We start from the raw sequence: 14,559 nt of genomic DNA on the forward strand, positions 1-14,559 counted from the left end.
ATGCCGCCCGTCCGTTCATCCGATGCCATGGCCTCGGGGCTTCAGGACGACAGGCGGCAGCTTCGTCGATCCGGCCTCTACGGGAGGTGGGGCGAGGCTTAAACTGCGGCAATGCGCTCATCGTCATGATGAATGAGGCCGATGGCCGCCGGTGATGGGCGTTCTGCCCGGAAAGCGCCTATCTCCTTCGCATCCCGGCCGGCCCCTACGGGTCGGCGCCTCCTGCAAGGAGCGACGCAGATGATCGATATCCGTCCCTTCGGCACCCTCGGCGGTGCCAATCACGGCTGGTTGAAGGCGCGCCACCACTTCTCCTTCGCTGGCTACCACGACCCGGCGCGGATGAACTGGGGCAAGCTGCGCGTCTGGAACGACGACGAGATCGCCGCCGGCACCGGCTTCGACCCGCACCCGCACCGCGACATGGAGATTGTCACCTATGTGCGCGAGGGGGCCATCACCCATCGGGATAACATGGGCAACGAGGGCCGCACCGAGGCGGGCGACGTGCAGATCATGTCGGCCGGCACCGGCGTGGTGCACAGCGAGTACAACCTGGAGCCGGAGACGACGAAGATCTTCCAGATCTGGATCATCCCCGACCGCCGCGGCGTGAAGCCCAACTGGGGGGCGAAGCAGTTCCCGAAGGAGCAGCGCGAGGCCGGCTTCGAGGTGCTGGCGAGCGGCCGGCCGCAGGATGCCGGCAGCGGCGCCCTGCCGCTCAACGTCAATGGCGCGGTTCTGGCGGCGACGCTGAAGGCCGGGCAGACGCTGCGCCAGGGTCTGGCGTCGGACCGCGCCGCCTATCTCGTGCCCGCCAAGGGCGCGGTGACGGTGAACGGCAAGGCGCTCGGCGCCCGCGACGGCGCCGGCATCGTGGATGAGGCGGTGATGGAGATCACCGCGTCCGAGGATGCGGAGCTGGTGCTGGTGGAGGTGGCGGCGGAGTAAGCCCGAGAAGCTGCTCCCGCAGCACCCCGACCGGGTCCCGCCCCGGCCCGCGCGACACCAGCGCGCGGTGCCCGCCCGGTAGCACCAGCAGTGGCAGGTCGAGAAGCCGGGCCGAGGCGAGGGGCACCAGCCCGTCGCCCGGTCCGACACCTTGGCTTCGCATCCAGCGGTCGAGCAGACGATACGCGCCCTCCTCGATCCGCCAGGGCGCACCATCCAATGTCGTCGCCACCACGGCGATCGGCACCTGCCGCGCCAGCTCGGCAATCGCCGCCGCATTCTCCGTCATCCAGGCCTTGCGTACCGGCGCGGTCAGGTCGCGCAAGCCCTGCCCGCTGCCGAGCCGCAGCGCCTGCAGCGCGCGATGCGCCACGCGGTGCAGCGGACGGATGCCGCAGAGCGCATCGGTAACGGGTGAGCCAAGGAAGGGCGATTGCAGCGCGACGAGGCCGCGGCACCGCGCCGCCATGCCGGGGCGAAGCAGCGCCGCCAGCGCCTCCAGCCCGCCCTTGCTGTGGCCGACCAGCAGCACCGGGCGGGGGTCGGCTACGATGCGCTCGGCGATACGCGCGGCATTGACGAGGACGGGCGCCGCGGTCGGCAGCGCCACGACCTCGACGGCAAGGCCGAGGCCGCGCAGCCAATCGGCCTGACTGCGCATGTAGTCGAGCCTCAACCCCGCCACGACCTCGCCGAAAAGGCCGTAGCAGAGCAGGATGCGATGCTCCGCATGCCGCGCGGCGAGCGCCGCATCCCCCGGCGCCAACGTCTCAGTCGATCTTGATGACGAGCTTGCCGAAATTCTCGCCCTTCAGCAGGCCGATGAAGGCCGACGGCGCATTCCGCAGCCCCTCCACCACATCCTCCCGCCAGGCCATGCGGCCGGACGCCATGTAGCCCAGCATCTCCGTTCGGAATTGCGGGTAGCGCGTCCAGCCATTGTCGCTGACGATGAAGCCCTGGATGCGCAGCCGCTTGCGCACGGCGGCCATCAGGTTCGGCCCCGGCCGCGCCTCGGTGTCGTTGTACTCGGCGATCATGCCGCACATCACCATGCGGGCATGGTCGTTGAGCCGTGGAAAGACGGCACGCTGCACCGCCCCGCCGACATTCTCCCAATAGACGTCGATCCCCTGCGCGCAATGACGGTCGAGCTGCGCGTTGAGGTCGCCGCGATGGTCGATGCAGGCGTCGAAGCCCAGCACCTCGGTGACGAACTCGCACTTCTTCGCTCCGCCGGCGATGCCGACGACCTTGCAGCCGCGAATCCTGGCGATCTGCCCGACGACCTGGCCGACCGCGCCCGAGGCCGCGGAGACGACGACGGTCTCGCCCCCCTTCGGCTGGCCGATATCCTCGAGCCCGACCCAGGCTGTGAGGCCTGGCATGCCGAGCACGCCGAGGCTGGCCGAGAGCGGCGCCTCCTTCGGGTCGATCTTGAAGAGGCGTGCGGGCTGCACGACCGAGAAGCGCTGCCAACCGAAGCCGCCGAGCACGGTATCGCCCGGCGCGAAGCCCGGCGCGTTGGAGGCGACGACCTCACCCGCTGTCTGGCCTTCCATCACCGCGCCGATCTCGACCGGGGCGGAGTAGCTCTTCGCGTCCGACATGCGGCCGCGCATATAAGGGTCGAGCGAGAGGTAATGGGCGCGGACCAGCACCTCGCCGGGGCCGGGCTGCGACACCGGCGTCTCGACGATGTCGAAATCCTCCGGCACCGGCTCGCCCTTCGGGCGGCGGCGCAGCAGGACCTGCAGGTTCATCTCGGCCATGGATCGGCTCCTCCGTGTTTGGCGGCCAGTGTTGCCCCCGGCCCGGTTGCAAGGGAAGGGGCCAGCGCCAGATCATCGGCATGACCGAGCGCGTCGCCGACTATCCCCGCCCGCCGCGGCTGGAGCCGAGCCAGCGGCGGATTCGCATCCGCCTGAGCGGTGAGATCATCGCCGAGACCCGCGCGGCCTGGCGGGTGCTGGAGACCTTTCACCCGCCCAGCTGGTATCTGCCGCCCGACGCCTTCGCCCCCGGCGTACTGCGCCCCGCAGCGGGGCAGAGCTTCTGCGAATGGAAGGGAATCGCCCGCTACTGGACGCTCGCCGCCGGCCGCGCAGTGGCGGAGGCGGCGGGATGGAGCTATCTGGCGCCGACGCCGGCCTTCGCCGCGATCCGCGACCACATTGCCGTCTATGCCGGGCGTATGGAGGCCTGCTTCGTCGATGATGAGCAGGTGATGCCGCAACCGGGTGGATTCTACGGCGGCTGGATCACACGGGACCTGATCGGGCCCTTCAAAGGTGAACCGGGAACGGCCGGCTGGTAACGTCGGGCCTCGTAACATGACGCATTGCAACCCTTAGGATGCGTCGCTAGGCTCCGGCCCGTTGGCTGGAACCACGATCCTGTGGGCCTCCATGATCGGGACCTGACACATGCGTAACACCATCCTTTCCCTGGCGGCGTTGACGGCCCTCGGGGCCTGCGCCGCCCAGAGTGGCCCGGCCCCGACCACTGGCACCGCCGGCCCCGCCGCATCCCCGCTGCGTCAGCAGAGCGACCTGCAGCCGCACAGCGCCAATGCCGGCGCCGGCACCGCGACCATCTCGGGCGGCGACACCCAGGGCCGTCCGCAAGTGACCCGCGATGGCAGCACCGCCGGCCCGGGCGTCGGCGGCGTGCCCTCCGAGTACCGGCCGATGCGGAACCGCTCCAACAAGGGCGGCTGAGCCAGAGTCCGGTGGAGGAGGGCTACTCCTCCTCCGCCTCCCGCAGCCAGTCCTCAGTGGTGCGGACCACGGGGCGCGGCGAGCCGGCATAGGGATCGACGCCGCCCAGCGTCGCCTCAACCGCCCGGCAATCCTCGCAGAGTTCCAGCATGGCGAGGCGCGACGGGTCCGCGAACATCCAATGCCCGCTGGCGGCCAAGCGGGACTTCACCCGCCTGATGCTGCTCGCCGTGCCGAAGGGCTTGGCGCAGCGGGCGCAATGGAAGGGCTCCTCCTCCTTCACCACCTGCGGCTGCGCGGCGGCCTCGGCGAAATTGAGCCTTGGCGCGAGGTCGATGACCTTCTCGGGGCAGGTCGCGGCGCAGAGGCCACATTGCACGCAGGCCTCCTCGAGGAAGCGCAGCTGCGGCCGCTCCGGATTCGCGCTGAATGCGCCGGTCGGGCAGACCATGGTGCAGGCGAGGCAGAGGGTGCAGCCCTCGGTCGCGACCAGGGCGGCACCGAAGGGCGCGGCGGGGGGCATCGGCACCACCTCCGGCGCCACGACGGGACGCAAGGCGCCGAGCGCCTGCCGCAGCACCTCGCGCGGCGCCCCGAGCGGCAGGAAGCTCGCCACGGGCCATGCGGCACTCAGCACCAGCGCCGGGGCGAGCTGCTCGCCGAGGGTGAAGGGGTCATCCGTCTCGATCGCCGCCGCGCGCGGCAGGGCGGCGGCGAGGCCGAGCCCGTCGAGCGCCGCCGCCACGTAATCGAGGTTGCGGAACATCCCCTCTGTCCCATGCCCGCGCCGCCCGGGCAGCAGCACCCGCACGCCCGCCGCACCCCAGGCGAAGCCGGCGGCGAGCGTCGCCAGGTCGAGCGCGCTCGCCTCGTTGACGCGGAATGGCAGCACCCGTGAGGGCAGTCCCTCGTCATGCCGGGCAAAGGCATCGATCAGCGCCTCGCCATGGCTGCCGTCATGCAGCAGGAGGACCGGGTCGCGCCCACCCGCCTCGGCATAACCGAGCAGAAGGGCGCGCAGCCGAGCGAGGGTCGTCGCCGGCGGCGGCAGGGCGTAGGTCACGGCGCCGGTCGGGCAGACCGCGGCGCAGGACCCGCAGCCGGCGCAGATCTCGGCGCTGATCGCCACGCTGTCCTTCGCGGGCGTGATGGCGCCGGTGGGGCAGAGGTCCAGGCAGCGGGTGCAGCCGGTGCGGCGGTTGCGGGAATGGGCGCAGAGCCCTGCCTCGAACTGCACGAAGCGCGGCTTGTCGAATTCGCCGACCAGCTCCCGCGCCGCGGCGATGGCGCGCTCCACCGCCGCCGCATCCGCCGGGTCGGCGCGAAGGTAGCCCTGCCGGGTCTCGTGGAAGAGGGCGGGGCCCCCGGTCAGGTCGAGGATGACGTCGCAGCGGCTGCGCGCCTCGTTGCGCGCCGGGCCCCAGGCATAGGCGGCGCGCGAGGCGGGGGAGGGCGCCGCATAGCCGTCCACCACCACCTCGAAGGCGCCGAGCCAGCCGGTCGCGCCGCGCGCCCGGCCACGGAGGACAGGAAATTCCGTTCGCGGCGCCGGCGCCACGGGCTCCGCCCCGGTCAGCAGCACGGTGATGTCGAGCCGGTCCGCCAGGCGGCGGCCGGCCTCGATCGCCGTCGCATCCCGGCCGAGGACCAGGGTGACGCCCTCGCTCCTGAGCGGCACCAGCGGCGTCCCGGGCAGCGGGATGGCGGCGGCGGCGATGAGCCCGGCCATCTTCGGCCCGGCCTCGGCCCCTTCGGCCGACCAGCCGGCCTGTTCGCGGAGGTTGACGAAGGCGAGAGGCTGGGCGGCGCCTGCCTCCTCCGCCAGTTCGGTGAAGAGCGGTGCCTCCTGGGTGCAGCCGACCGTCACCGGCCGTCCCGTCGCCAGTGCGGCGAGGAAGCGGTCGCGCTGTGCCTGGCAGAGCTGCTCCGCAGTGCGCAGCTCGGCGCCGCAGCCGCGGGCGAGGCTGCGTTCGTCGAGGCGCATGCTGTCCTCGCAGCTGCAGACGAGGGCGATGCGATCCGGCATTCCGTCGGGCTTCCTTTGCTCCCCCCGCTGGTCCTGCCGGGGCCGGGCGCATATATGCCGCGATCTGCCTGCTTGCGAGGGAGAAGGATGGAGCTGCCCGACCTGCCGAGCGTCTTCTCCCCTCTCGCGCTGCGCGAGGGCGGGGATGCCATGGCGCAGGCCGTGGCGTTGGCCTCGGCGCGCGGCGCCGGGCTGCTCGCCTGGGTCCGCTCCGCCGCGCGGGCCGAGGCGGCGGTGGTGCTGGAGCCGGAGATGCCGCTGGCCGGGGCGCGCCTCGCCCTGCTCGCGGCGGCGAATGCCCTGGCGGACGCGCTGGTGGTGCTCGGCCCGCCGGAGGTCATCATCGACCTGCGCTGGCCGGCGGAAGTCCTGGTCAATGGCGGAAGGGTGGGCGGGCTGCAGCTGGCTGCGCCGCCGGGCACGACCGAAACCGCCGTGCCGGACTGGCTCGTCATCGGCTTCGAGGTGGCGCTTGCCCCACCGCCCGGCATCGAGCCCGGCGATGCGCCCGACCGCACCTGCCTGGAGGAGGAAGGCTTCGAGGCCCCCTCCGCCGCCGAGCTGGTGGCCGCTTGGGCACGGCACCTGATGGCGGGGCTCGATCGCTGGCAGTCCGGCGGGCCGCGTCGGCTCGTGGAGGATTGCCTTTCCAGGCTGGAGGATGGTCGCGCCGAGGCTGGGCTCCGGCGCGGCATCGATCCGTCGAGCGGCGCCCTGGTGCTCGAGCGCGACGGCAGCCGGCAGATGGTGCCCCTCGCATGAGCCTGTTGCCGCGCACGATCTGGCTCGACGCTTCGGACCGCGTCGTCTTCACCCGCGCCGCGGAGCCGGGCGAATGGGCCGTGCCCGGCGGCTTCGCCTTCTGGGACGAGGACCCGGCCGCCCTCACCGGCAAGCGGCGGCAGGAATTCCGCGCCGGCTTTCTCGGCCTCGGCAGCTTCGGCTGGTCGACGCTGGTCGAGGTCGCCGAGGCCAGCGCCGAGGCGCGGAGCGCGGCGGTAGCGGCGCTCGCGGCGCATATCGAGACCCGGTACGGCGCGCCCGATGCGGCGGCGGCGCGCGCAGCGGCGGAGGAGGAGATCGCCTTCGCCGAATCGCTCTGCACCCATCCGCCGGGCACGGTGCTTGCTCTCAGCCGGACCGTGGAGGATGGCGCAGTGCGTGAGCGGTTCCGTACCCTGCACCGGCGGGAAGGACCGCTGCCCGTCTTCGCCATCGAAGAGGCCGGGGACGAGGCGCCCGAGCGGCTCGACCTCACCACCATGGGGAGCGAGCGGCGATGATCGGCCCTGGCGATTTCTGGCTCTCCTCCGGCCATCACCTCTGCGACCGCGACGATGCGGGCCGGCTGATCCCGACCGAGGATCTCTGGCGCGCCTTCCTCGCCCGGCCGGAACTGCTGCCGCCGGAGGAAGCCTGCGCGGCGGAACTCGCCCTGCATACCGGCCTGCTCGCCACGCCGCTGCGCCCCGTCGCGCCGGCGGAGCTGGCGGCGCTGGCCGACCCCGATGCGCGGGAGAATTGGCACGTCTTCCTCGCCTTCCGCGAGCGGGTGCAGGCGGCACCGACGCTCGAGGCGGCCTGGCTTTCGCTGTTCCGCACGGGCGTTGGCGGCATCCCGCCGATCTTCCTGCAGATGCTGACCCATCTCGTCGCGCGCGCCTCCATGGAAGGGGAGGGGGATGCCTTCGCCCTCCGCGCCGCCGAGGCTTTCTTCCGCCCGCAGCGCGCCGCCACCCATCCCGGCGCGCTGCTGCTGGCGGATGAGGAATTCCTCGACGCCCGCGCTGCGGATGGCGACCTCGGCAGCATCGGCCGGCTGCTGACCGAGGCCGGGGCGCCGCCGCGCGAGGTGGAGCTGGAGGTGTTGTCTGAGGCCAATGCCCCCGGCTACGCCGCCCGCTCCGACGCGCATGACCTGGCGCTGGATATCGCCGAGAACCGCCCCGGCCAGCATGGCATGGCCCGCGCGCTGGAACGCTTCATCGCCCATGTCATCGGCGAGCGCGTCACGATCCGGCCGGTGCCGGTGATCGACGACCGCAACTGGACCTGGCATGTCGGCCTCGATGCCGAGGCGACCGCCATCGCCAACGACCTCTGGCGCGGCCAGAAGGTGAAGCAGGCGCGGCTCGCCCGCATCCTCTGGCTCGGCGTACTGGAATTCGCCGATGCGACGCGGGTGCTGCCGCGCGCCTCGGGCCGGCCGGTCTATCTGGCGCTCGCCATGGATGCGGCGCAGCGGGTGCGGATGAAGCCGCAGAACCTGGCGGTCGGCCTGCCCTTGCAGACTGCGGCGGAGGCGGTGTGATGCGGCTCGAAGTCCCCGGCACCATCCGCATCCCCGTCGCTGTGCTGGCCGAGCGCCGCCCGGCCACGTCCCGCTGGGCCGACTGGTCCTGGCGCGCCGTCGAGGTGCTGCGCGAGGCGCCCGAGCTTCCGCGCTGGACCGTGCTGCGCGAGGAGGCCGGCCGCACCCTCTTTTTCGCCGGTGCGGCGGAGGTCGTGCTCTCGCCCACCGACACGCCGAACTACCGCGACAACCTCACCGCCGACCCACCGCTGATCTGGGTCGTGCTGCGCCCGGTGGAGGCCGAGCCGGGCCTCGACCTGCATGCCGTGACGGTCGATGCCGGCGAAGCGCAGCTCTACGCCGACAGCGGCGCCGACCTGATGGAGAGCCTGCCCCTGCCGGACTGGCTGCGGCCCACGGTCGATGCCTTCATCCTCGCACACCATGTGGAGCGCGCCCGGCACAAGCGACGGCGCGAGGATGCGGACCCCGAGGCGCTCGGCAAGCGCCCGGGCGGGCGGCGCGGGCCGTGAGCGGGGAGGGTTTCCTCGGCCGCTGGTCGCGCCGGAAGCGCGAGGCGATCCGCGGCCTGCCGGAGCCCGAGGCCGAGGCGCCGCCGCCTCCCGCCGAGGCGCCGCCCGAGCCCGCCTTGCCCATCTTCGATCCGGCCAGCCTGCCGCCGGTCGAGAGCCTGACCGAGGCGAGCGACATCACCGCCTTCCTTCGCGCCGAGGTGCCGGCCGCGCTGCGCCGCGCGGCTTTGCGCCGGGCTTGGGCGCTCGACCCTGCCATCCGCGACTTCACCGGCCCCGCCGATTACGCCTGGGACTACAATGCGCCGGATGGTGTGCCCGGCTTCGCCCATGCCCTCGGTGGCGACGTGAAGCGGCTGTTGGCCCAGGCCATCGGCGCGCTGGAAGAGGTCGTGGCCGAGGAGCCGGATGCGCCGCCGCCGGCCGACCCCCTGCCCGAGCCCGCCCCGCCCGATGCCGCCGAACCGGCACCCGAGTCCCCCTTGCTTGCGGTGGAAGTCACGCCACCGCCCGAAGCCCCGCCCGTGCCGCCGCGCCGTCGGCATGGTGGTGCCATGCCGGTTTGACAGTTCGAGAAGCCGCTTATCTTCGTGCGGATGCATCCGGTCCTGGGACGTGTTTCCGGCGCCTGACCAAGCTGCCGCTCGATGTTGAGTGCAATCAGGATGGAGCGATGGTGATGGAACGTCCTGGCTTAGCAACAGGTATGGTCGATCCGCTCGATCGGGAGCGGGCGCGCCTCTTCGCCTTGCTCGGCCGTCTGCTCTCCGCGCCGCCGGATGCCGATTTGCTGGCCCGGATTCGCGGCGTTCAGGGCGATGCCACGCCGTTCGGCCGTTCCCTGGCCGGGCTGGCCGAGGCCGCGAGCCGGACCGATTCAACTCGGGTGGAGCGGGAGTACTTCGCTCTCTTCATCGGCGTCGGGCGCGGCGAACTGCTGCCCTACGCCTCCTACTACCTCACCGGCTTCCTGCATGAACGGCCGCTGGCCGAATTGCGGGCGACGCTCGCCACACTCGGCATCGCCCGCGCGGAAGGGGTGGCCGAGCCGGAGGATCATCTCGGCTTCTGCTGCGAGGTGATGGCCGGACTGTTGGAGGGGCGCTTCCGAGGCGGCGAAGCAGGCGCGTTTTTCATCCGGCATTTGGCGCCCTGGGCTGGGCGGTGTTTCGCCGATCTGGAAGGGGCGGAGGCGGCCGGATTCTACAAGGCGGTCGGGGCACTCGGGCGCACCGCCATCGAGATCGAACAGGCGGCAGCGGCACTGCCGTGACGGGATCAGGAGCGGCACCGATCTGCTGCTCATTCGCGCCAGCCCAGGGATGGTCGGCATCCGTACCGGCGCCTATCTATATCGGCAGGTTCGGAATGGAGGGTACCTTCCAGGCCATGGGCACCGGTCAGGTCGGGTCTGGTCGGACCGAGGAGCATCACGCACCGTGGGTGGAGCAGGGATTGGCCGAGGTCTGGAAGGGCGCAGCGCCCGCCGGCACCAAGGCGGCCGACGTAGACCAGAGGCTTCCGCATGCGGGTGATCGGCCTCGCCGGCTGGAGCGGGGCCGGCAAGACGACGCTGCTGGCCCGGCTGCTGCCCGAACTGGGGGCACGGGGCGTCAGCGTGTCCACCATCAAGCATGCGCATCACCGCTTCGATATCGACACGCCCGGCAAGGATTCCTGGGTGCACCGCGAAGCTGGCGCCCGGCAGGTTCTGGTCAGTTCGGAGAATCGCTGGGCGCTGATGACGGAACTGCGCGGCGCGCCAGAGCCGGGCCTTGTGGCTTTGCTCAGTCAACTCTCGCCGGTCGACCTGGTGGTGGTGGAAGGTTTCAAGCGCGACCGCCACCCGAAGATCGAGGTTCACCGTGCCGCCAACGCCAAGCCCTGGCTGCATCCGGAGGACCCGGCCATCCGCGCCGTCGCCAGCGATATCCGGCCTGTCGCCGCGCTGCCCTGGGCCTCACTCGACGATATTGGGGCGATTGCCGGACTGGTGCTGCGGCATGCGGCGGAGCCCGAGGCATGGTAAGCCGCCGGCATGGCCCAGCTTTCGGATGACTGCTTCGCCTTCGGCGGCCCGCTGCTCTCGGTCGAGGCGGCGGAGGCGCTGATCGCCGAACGCGTCCCACCCCTCGCCGCCGAGGAGAGCCTGACCCTCGCCGAGGCGACGGGCCGTGTCCTGGCGCGGGATCTCCGCGCGCCGCTGCCGCTGCCGCCCTTCTTCAACTCGGCTGTCGACGGCTACGCCTTCCGCCATGCCGACCTCACCCCCGGCGAGCATTGCCTGCTGCCGCTCGCCGGCCGCATCGCCGCCGGCCATGCGATGGCGGAAGCGCTGCCGCCTGGTCACGCCGCCCGCATCTTCACCGGCGCCCCCATGCCGCCCGGCGCCGATACCGTGGTCATGCAGGAGGATGCCGCCGCCGATGCCGCCCGCGTCCGGGTTCCTCCTGGCCTCAAGCCCGGCGCCAATGCCCGCCCGTCTGGCGAGGATGTGGCAGAAGGCGCCCTCGCTTTGGCCGCCGGGCGCCGGTTGCGGGCGCCGGAAATCGGGCTTGCCGCAGCGCTAGGCCTCGCCAAGCTGTCGGTCAGGCCGCGCGTCCGCGTCGGCGTCTTCTCCACCGGGGATGAACTCGCCGCGCCCGGCACGCCGCTCGGCCCGGCCCAGGCGTTCGACAGCAACCGCTTCACCCTGCTGGCCCTGCTCTCCCGCCTGCCGGTCGCCGCCAGCGACCTTGGCATCCTGCCCGATGACCCGGCGGCGACCGCGGCGGCGCTCCGCGCGGCGGCCGGTACGCATGACCTGCTGCTGACTTCGGGCGGCGTCAGCACCGGGGAGGAGGACCATGTCCGTGCCGCCATCGAGTCCGGTGGCCGCCTCGTCTTCTGGCGGCTGGCGGTGAAGCCCGGCCGGCCGGCGGCAATGGGGGTGATCGGCGGGACGCCGGTGATCGGCCTGCCGGGCAATCCGGTGGCGGCGGTCGTCACCTTCCTCCATCTGGCCCGCCCGCTGGTGCTCCGCCTCGCCGGCGCGGCGCCCGAGCCTCTGCTGCGCATCCGCGCCAAGGCCGGCTTCGCCTATCGCAAGAAGGCGGGCCGGCGGGAGTATGTGCGGGTCCGCCTGCGCGACGGCATCGCCACCAAATTCGAGCGCGAGGGCGCCGGCCTGCTGACCTCGTTGACCCAGAGCGACGCCTTCGCCGAACTGCCCGAGCCCGTGCTCGCCGTCTCGCCCGGTGACGCGGTGACGCTGCTGCCCTTCGCCGCCCTGTTCTGACTCTCAGACCGGCAGCAGCAGCCGCGCCCGCAGGCCGCCGAGCGGGCTTTCCTCCAGCAGGATGTCTCCGCCATGCGCCCGGACGATGTCCCGCGCGATGGCGAGGCCGAGCCCCGTCCCATCCGGCCGGCCCGTGGCGAAGGGCCTGAACGCCCCCTCCCGCTCCCCGGCCGGGATGCCCGGCCCGTCATCATCCACCGTCACCTGCGCCCAGAGCGACTGGCCCTCACCCCCAGGTCCGCCCGGGTCGCTGCGTGGCACCGTCTCCACCGCCACGGCCACGCGCCGCGCATGCCGCCGCGCATTGTCGATCAGGTTGGCAAGGCAGCGCCGCACCGCATCCGGCCGCAGCGGCATGGCGAGCCGGCCAGGCGCCGCAACCTCCACCGCCGCACCGGAGCGCCGGGCCTTCGCCGCGACATCATGCACCAGCTCCACAAGGTCGGCCGGGCGGGTCTGCTCCGTCCCCTCGCCGCGGGCGAAGGCGAGATAGGCGGCGATCATCCGCTCCATCTCCTCCATGTCCTGGGTGAGGGCGGCAATGTCCTCCTCCGTCTCCGGCGCGCGGGGCAGCATGGTGACGGCCAGGCGCATGCGCGTCAGCGGCGTGCGCAGGTCATGGCTGATGCCGGCCAGCATCTCCGTCCGCTGGCCGACGAAGCGGCGGATGCGCTCCTGCATGCGGTTGAAGGCGCCTGCCGCCTGGCGCACCTCGCTCGCCCCCTCCGGCTTGATCGCCCCGACATCCCGCCCGAGGCCGAAAGCCTCCGCCGCCGCCGCCAGCCGCCGGATCGCCCGTACCTGGTTCTTCATGAACAGGATGGCGACGCCCGAGAGCAGCAGCGCCGACCCCACGAGCCAGATGACGAACAGGTAGAGCGTCGCGGTGAAAAGGCGCTTCCGCGGCGCTTCAACATGCAGCACGCCCTCCGGCAGCTGGACGCGGATGATGACGCTGCGCGGGTCGCTCTGCCAGTCGACGTCGAACCGCGCCCGCAGCCGCTCGCCGAGGGCGTTGTTGAGGTCCTCCTCCAGCGGCAGGATCGACATGGTCGGCCGCCGCTCGCCCTGGATGACGGCGCCCGGCTCGAAGGCCAGCGCCAGGTCGAGCCGCCAGGACGCCTCGCGGAAGATCCAGGGATGCTGCTCGTCCGGCTCGCGCCGGATCAGCTCCGCGACGAAGGCGACATCGCCGGCGACGCCGCCCGCCAGCCGGCGCGAGATGACGTCGAGGTGCCCGCCATAGAAGAGCTGCAAGGCGACCGCCTGCAGCACCAGCATCGGCGCCAGGATGATCAGCACCGAGCGCGCCATCAGCGAGCGCGGCAGCAGCCGGCGGAGGGCTCCCATCACCGGTCCCGGCATCCTACGGCCCCGGCCGCAGCACGTAGCCGCGATGGCGGACGGTGTGCAGATAGCGCGGCTCGCGCGGATCGGGCTCGATCTTCCGCCGCAGCCGCGTCACCTGCACGTCGATCGCCCGCTCGCCGGCCTCGGGCGTGCCGAGGGCGGCAGCGATCTCCTCGCGGCTCAGCACCTCGCCAGCACGGCGGGCGAGGGCGTCGAGCAGCGCCGCCTCACCGCCGGTCAGCCGCACCGTGCCCTCAGGCCCGCGCAGCTCGGACCGCTCGGCATCGAACCAGCGCATGCCGAGCTGGACGGGCGCCACGCTTAGCGGCTGGGCCGGCGGCGCCACGCGGCGGAGGATGGTGCGGATGCGCAAGGCCAGCTCGCGCGGCTCGAAGGGCTTCGCCAAGTAGTCGTCGGCGCCCATCTCGAAGCCAGCGACGCGATCCTCCGGCCCGCCGCGCGCCGTCAGCATCAGCACGGGCACGTCCTTGCCTTGGCGGCGGAGCGACTCGACCAGCTCGAGCCCGGTCTCGCCCGGCATCATCACGTCGAGCACCATCAGGTCGAAGGCGACGGCGGCGAGCTGCGCGCGGGCCGCCGCGGCATCGGCGGCCACGCTCACGCGAAACCCCTGCTCGGAGAGGAAGCGCTGCAGCAGCGCCCGCAGCCGCGCATCGTCATCCACCACGAGCAGATGGGCGTGGTCGGCGGTGGTGGCCTCGGCAGGCATCGCAGGCTTTCCCTTCAGGCGGGGCTGGTCAGGCAGGGCTGGGCGGCTCGCCCGGTCCCCGGCCAATCTGTGGCGACGGGCGCTCCGGGGGAAGGGGCCGCGGCCGCTGCTCCAGCCGCTCGAGCTGGCCGCGTGCCTCGGCGCCCATCAGCCCGCGCATCACCCGGCGGAATCCCTCGACGGCGACCGGCCCGGCCTCGCGATAGGCCCGCATCACCCATTCCCGCTGCCGCTCGAACAACCGTCGCTCCAGCGCCTCGCCCTTCGGGGTGAGCGAGAGCAGGCGCTGCCGGCGGTCGTTGCGCCCGGTTGATTGCAACACGTAGCCCTGCTCGATGAGCGGCGTCAGCACCCGCCCGAGCGACTGCTTGGTGATGCCGAGGATGCCGAGCAGGTCCCCCACCGTGATCCCGGGCCGGCGGCCTACGAAATGCAGCACCCGGTGATGCGCCCGGCCGAGATCCAGCTCAGCGAGGATCTGGTCGGCGCCGGCGGTGAAGTCGCGGTAGCCGAAGAAGAGCAAGTCCTGCGCCAGCCGCAGCTCCTCCTCGCGCAGGAAGAGCAGGTTGCGCCCGGCGCCGACGGGTGCGGCGGTCGGCGGGCCATCAGCTGTGTCCGGCATGGCAGCTATGCGCTCTCCCCGTAGCGGTTTTGGTCAGCGTCATTGACACATTTTTCC

General features: G+C 72.3%; 17 protein-coding genes. 11 read left to right on the forward strand and 6 right to left on the reverse strand.

From position 1 onward, the window contains the following. Positions 1-240 precede the first annotated feature (240 nt). A complete protein-coding gene (locus EP26_RS03550) occupies positions 241-951 on the forward strand; it encodes a pirin family protein (RefSeq protein WP_043335880.1) in 711 nt (236 codons plus the stop codon). Here the strand turns inward: EP26_RS03550 and EP26_RS03555 are convergent. Continuing rightward, on the reverse strand, positions 899-1,717 hold the full coding sequence (locus EP26_RS03555; protein WP_043335884.1) for a lipase family protein: 819 nt from the start codon (positions 1,715-1,717) through the stop codon (positions 899-901). The two genes, EP26_RS03550 and EP26_RS03555, sit on opposite strands and share 53 nt — an antisense overlap. 4 nt (positions 1,718-1,721) lie before the next feature. Beyond that, positions 1,722-2,723 carry an NADP-dependent oxidoreductase gene (locus tag EP26_RS03560; RefSeq protein ID WP_043335886.1) on the reverse strand — a complete coding sequence of 334 codons (1,002 nt, stop codon included), beginning with the start codon at positions 2,721-2,723 and terminating at the stop codon, positions 1,722-1,724. An 80-nt stretch (positions 2,724-2,803) separates the two neighbouring features. On the opposite strand from EP26_RS03560, the gene EP26_RS03565 reads away from it, so the two are divergent. Further along, complete coding sequence (locus EP26_RS03565; RefSeq protein WP_043335888.1) at positions 2,804-3,268, forward strand: DUF427 domain-containing protein; 465 nt, start codon at positions 2,804-2,806, stop codon at positions 3,266-3,268. 109 nt (positions 3,269-3,377) lie between these two features. Continuing rightward, entirely contained in the window at positions 3,378-3,671 is a 294-nt protein-coding gene (locus EP26_RS03570; protein WP_043335891.1) for a hypothetical protein, read from the forward strand. Positions 3,672-3,693: 22 nt separating this feature from the next. On the opposite strand, the gene EP26_RS03575 is transcribed toward EP26_RS03570, so the two are convergent. Then, positions 3,694-5,697, reverse strand: coding sequence for a 4Fe-4S dicluster domain-containing protein (locus tag EP26_RS03575; RefSeq protein WP_211259365.1), 2,004 nt, complete (start codon positions 5,695-5,697; stop codon positions 3,694-3,696). A gap of 87 nt (positions 5,698-5,784) precedes the next feature. Here EP26_RS03575 and EP26_RS03580 point away from each other — a divergent pair, with 87 nt between their 5' ends. The 8 genes from EP26_RS03580 to EP26_RS03615 all read left to right on the forward strand — a co-directional run bounded on the left by EP26_RS03580 (position 5,785) and on the right by EP26_RS03615 (position 11,800). Further along, positions 5,785-6,459, forward strand: a complete 675-nt coding sequence (locus EP26_RS03580) for a biotin/lipoate--protein ligase family protein (RefSeq protein WP_043335893.1) — start codon at positions 5,785-5,787, stop codon at positions 6,457-6,459. Continuing rightward, positions 6,456-6,980: a DUF6505 family protein gene (locus EP26_RS03585; protein WP_043335894.1), complete on the forward strand. Its 525-nt coding sequence runs from the start codon at positions 6,456-6,458 to the stop codon at positions 6,978-6,980. Before EP26_RS03580 ends, EP26_RS03585 begins: the two co-directional genes overlap by 4 nt. Further along, a complete protein-coding gene (locus EP26_RS03590; RefSeq protein WP_043335897.1) occupies positions 6,977-8,008 on the forward strand; it encodes a DUF6352 family protein in 1,032 nt (343 codons plus the stop codon). The genes EP26_RS03585 and EP26_RS03590 overlap by 4 nt, the downstream gene beginning before the upstream one ends. Continuing rightward, entirely contained in the window at positions 8,008-8,523 is a 516-nt protein-coding gene (locus EP26_RS03595; protein ID WP_043335901.1) for a DUF3305 domain-containing protein, read from the forward strand. The genes EP26_RS03590 and EP26_RS03595 overlap by 1 nt, the downstream gene beginning before the upstream one ends. Then, positions 8,520-9,089: a DUF3306 domain-containing protein gene (locus tag EP26_RS31630; RefSeq protein ID WP_052388760.1), complete on the forward strand. Its 570-nt coding sequence runs from the start codon at positions 8,520-8,522 to the stop codon at positions 9,087-9,089. The genes EP26_RS03595 and EP26_RS31630 overlap by 4 nt, the downstream gene beginning before the upstream one ends. Before the next feature lie 113 nt (positions 9,090-9,202). Then, positions 9,203-9,796 carry a TorD/DmsD family molecular chaperone gene (locus tag EP26_RS03605; protein WP_043336130.1) on the forward strand — a complete coding sequence of 198 codons (594 nt, stop codon included), beginning with the start codon at positions 9,203-9,205 and terminating at the stop codon, positions 9,794-9,796. Between the two features lie 252 nt (positions 9,797-10,048). Beyond that, the gene (gene mobB / locus EP26_RS03610; RefSeq protein ID WP_043335903.1) at positions 10,049-10,552 is read left to right on the forward strand and encodes a molybdopterin-guanine dinucleotide biosynthesis protein B; all 504 of its coding nucleotides are present in this window, start codon (positions 10,049-10,051) and stop codon (positions 10,550-10,552) included. Positions 10,553-10,561: 9 nt separating this feature from the next. Then, a complete protein-coding gene (locus EP26_RS03615) occupies positions 10,562-11,800 on the forward strand; it encodes a molybdopterin molybdotransferase MoeA (protein WP_043335904.1) in 1,239 nt (412 codons plus the stop codon). Positions 11,801-11,803: 3 nt separating this feature from the next. Here the strand turns inward: EP26_RS03615 and EP26_RS03620 are convergent, their stop codons facing one another. The 3 genes from EP26_RS03620 to EP26_RS03630 are packed head-to-tail and all read right to left on the reverse strand — an operon-like array spanning position 11,804 to position 14,502. Then, on the reverse strand, positions 11,804-13,150 hold the full coding sequence (locus EP26_RS03620; RefSeq protein WP_342669087.1) for an ATP-binding protein: 1,347 nt from the start codon (positions 13,148-13,150) through the stop codon (positions 11,804-11,806). Positions 13,151-13,166: 16 nt separating this feature from the next. Further along, positions 13,167-13,880 carry a response regulator gene (locus EP26_RS03625; RefSeq protein ID WP_043335908.1) on the reverse strand — a complete coding sequence of 238 codons (714 nt, stop codon included), beginning with the start codon at positions 13,878-13,880 and terminating at the stop codon, positions 13,167-13,169. A 28-nt stretch (positions 13,881-13,908) separates the two neighbouring features. After that, on the reverse strand, positions 13,909-14,502 hold the full coding sequence (locus tag EP26_RS03630) for a MarR family winged helix-turn-helix transcriptional regulator (RefSeq protein ID WP_084112296.1): 594 nt from the start codon (positions 14,500-14,502) through the stop codon (positions 13,909-13,911). Positions 14,503-14,559: the final 57 nt, after the last annotated feature.

Source organism: Belnapia moabensis DSM 16746, assembly GCF_000745835.1.
Taxonomy (GTDB): Bacteria; Pseudomonadota; Alphaproteobacteria; order Acetobacterales; family Acetobacteraceae; genus Belnapia; species Belnapia moabensis.

What these genes read in the sequence shown, in the direction of transcription:
- EP26_RS03550 (WP_043335880.1), top strand. Translation starts at nt 241, where the DNA reads ATGATCGATATCCGTCCCTTCGGCACCCTCGGCGGTGCCAATCACGGC.
- mobB (WP_043335903.1), top strand. Translation starts at nt 10,049, where the DNA reads ATGCGGGTGATCGGCCTCGCCGGCTGGAGCGGGGCCGGCAAGACGACG.
- EP26_RS03585 (WP_043335894.1), top strand. Translation starts at nt 6,456, where the DNA reads ATGAGCCTGTTGCCGCGCACGATCTGGCTCGACGCTTCGGACCGCGTC.
- EP26_RS03560 (WP_043335886.1), bottom strand. Translation starts at nt 2,723, where the DNA reads ATGGCCGAGATGAACCTGCAGGTCCTGCTGCGCCGCCGCCCGAAGGGC.
- EP26_RS03595 (WP_043335901.1), top strand. Translation starts at nt 8,008, where the DNA reads ATGCGGCTCGAAGTCCCCGGCACCATCCGCATCCCCGTCGCTGTGCTG.
- EP26_RS03565 (WP_043335888.1), top strand. Translation starts at nt 2,804, where the DNA reads ATGACCGAGCGCGTCGCCGACTATCCCCGCCCGCCGCGGCTGGAGCCG.
- EP26_RS03605 (WP_043336130.1), top strand. Translation starts at nt 9,203, where the DNA reads ATGGAACGTCCTGGCTTAGCAACAGGTATGGTCGATCCGCTCGATCGG.
- EP26_RS03570 (WP_043335891.1), top strand. Translation starts at nt 3,378, where the DNA reads ATGCGTAACACCATCCTTTCCCTGGCGGCGTTGACGGCCCTCGGGGCC.
- EP26_RS03620 (WP_342669087.1), bottom strand. Translation starts at nt 13,150, where the DNA reads ATGGGAGCCCTCCGCCGGCTGCTGCCGCGCTCGCTGATGGCGCGCTCG.
- EP26_RS03615 (WP_043335904.1), top strand. Translation starts at nt 10,562, where the DNA reads ATGGCCCAGCTTTCGGATGACTGCTTCGCCTTCGGCGGCCCGCTGCTC.
- EP26_RS03625 (WP_043335908.1), bottom strand. Translation starts at nt 13,880, where the DNA reads ATGCCTGCCGAGGCCACCACCGCCGACCACGCCCATCTGCTCGTGGTG.
- EP26_RS03590 (WP_043335897.1), top strand. Translation starts at nt 6,977, where the DNA reads ATGATCGGCCCTGGCGATTTCTGGCTCTCCTCCGGCCATCACCTCTGC.
- EP26_RS03575 (WP_211259365.1), bottom strand. Translation starts at nt 5,697, where the DNA reads ATGCCGGATCGCATCGCCCTCGTCTGCAGCTGCGAGGACAGCATGCGC.
- EP26_RS03630 (WP_084112296.1), bottom strand. Translation starts at nt 14,502, where the DNA reads ATGCCGGACACAGCTGATGGCCCGCCGACCGCCGCACCCGTCGGCGCC.
- EP26_RS03580 (WP_043335893.1), top strand. Translation starts at nt 5,785, where the DNA reads ATGGAGCTGCCCGACCTGCCGAGCGTCTTCTCCCCTCTCGCGCTGCGC.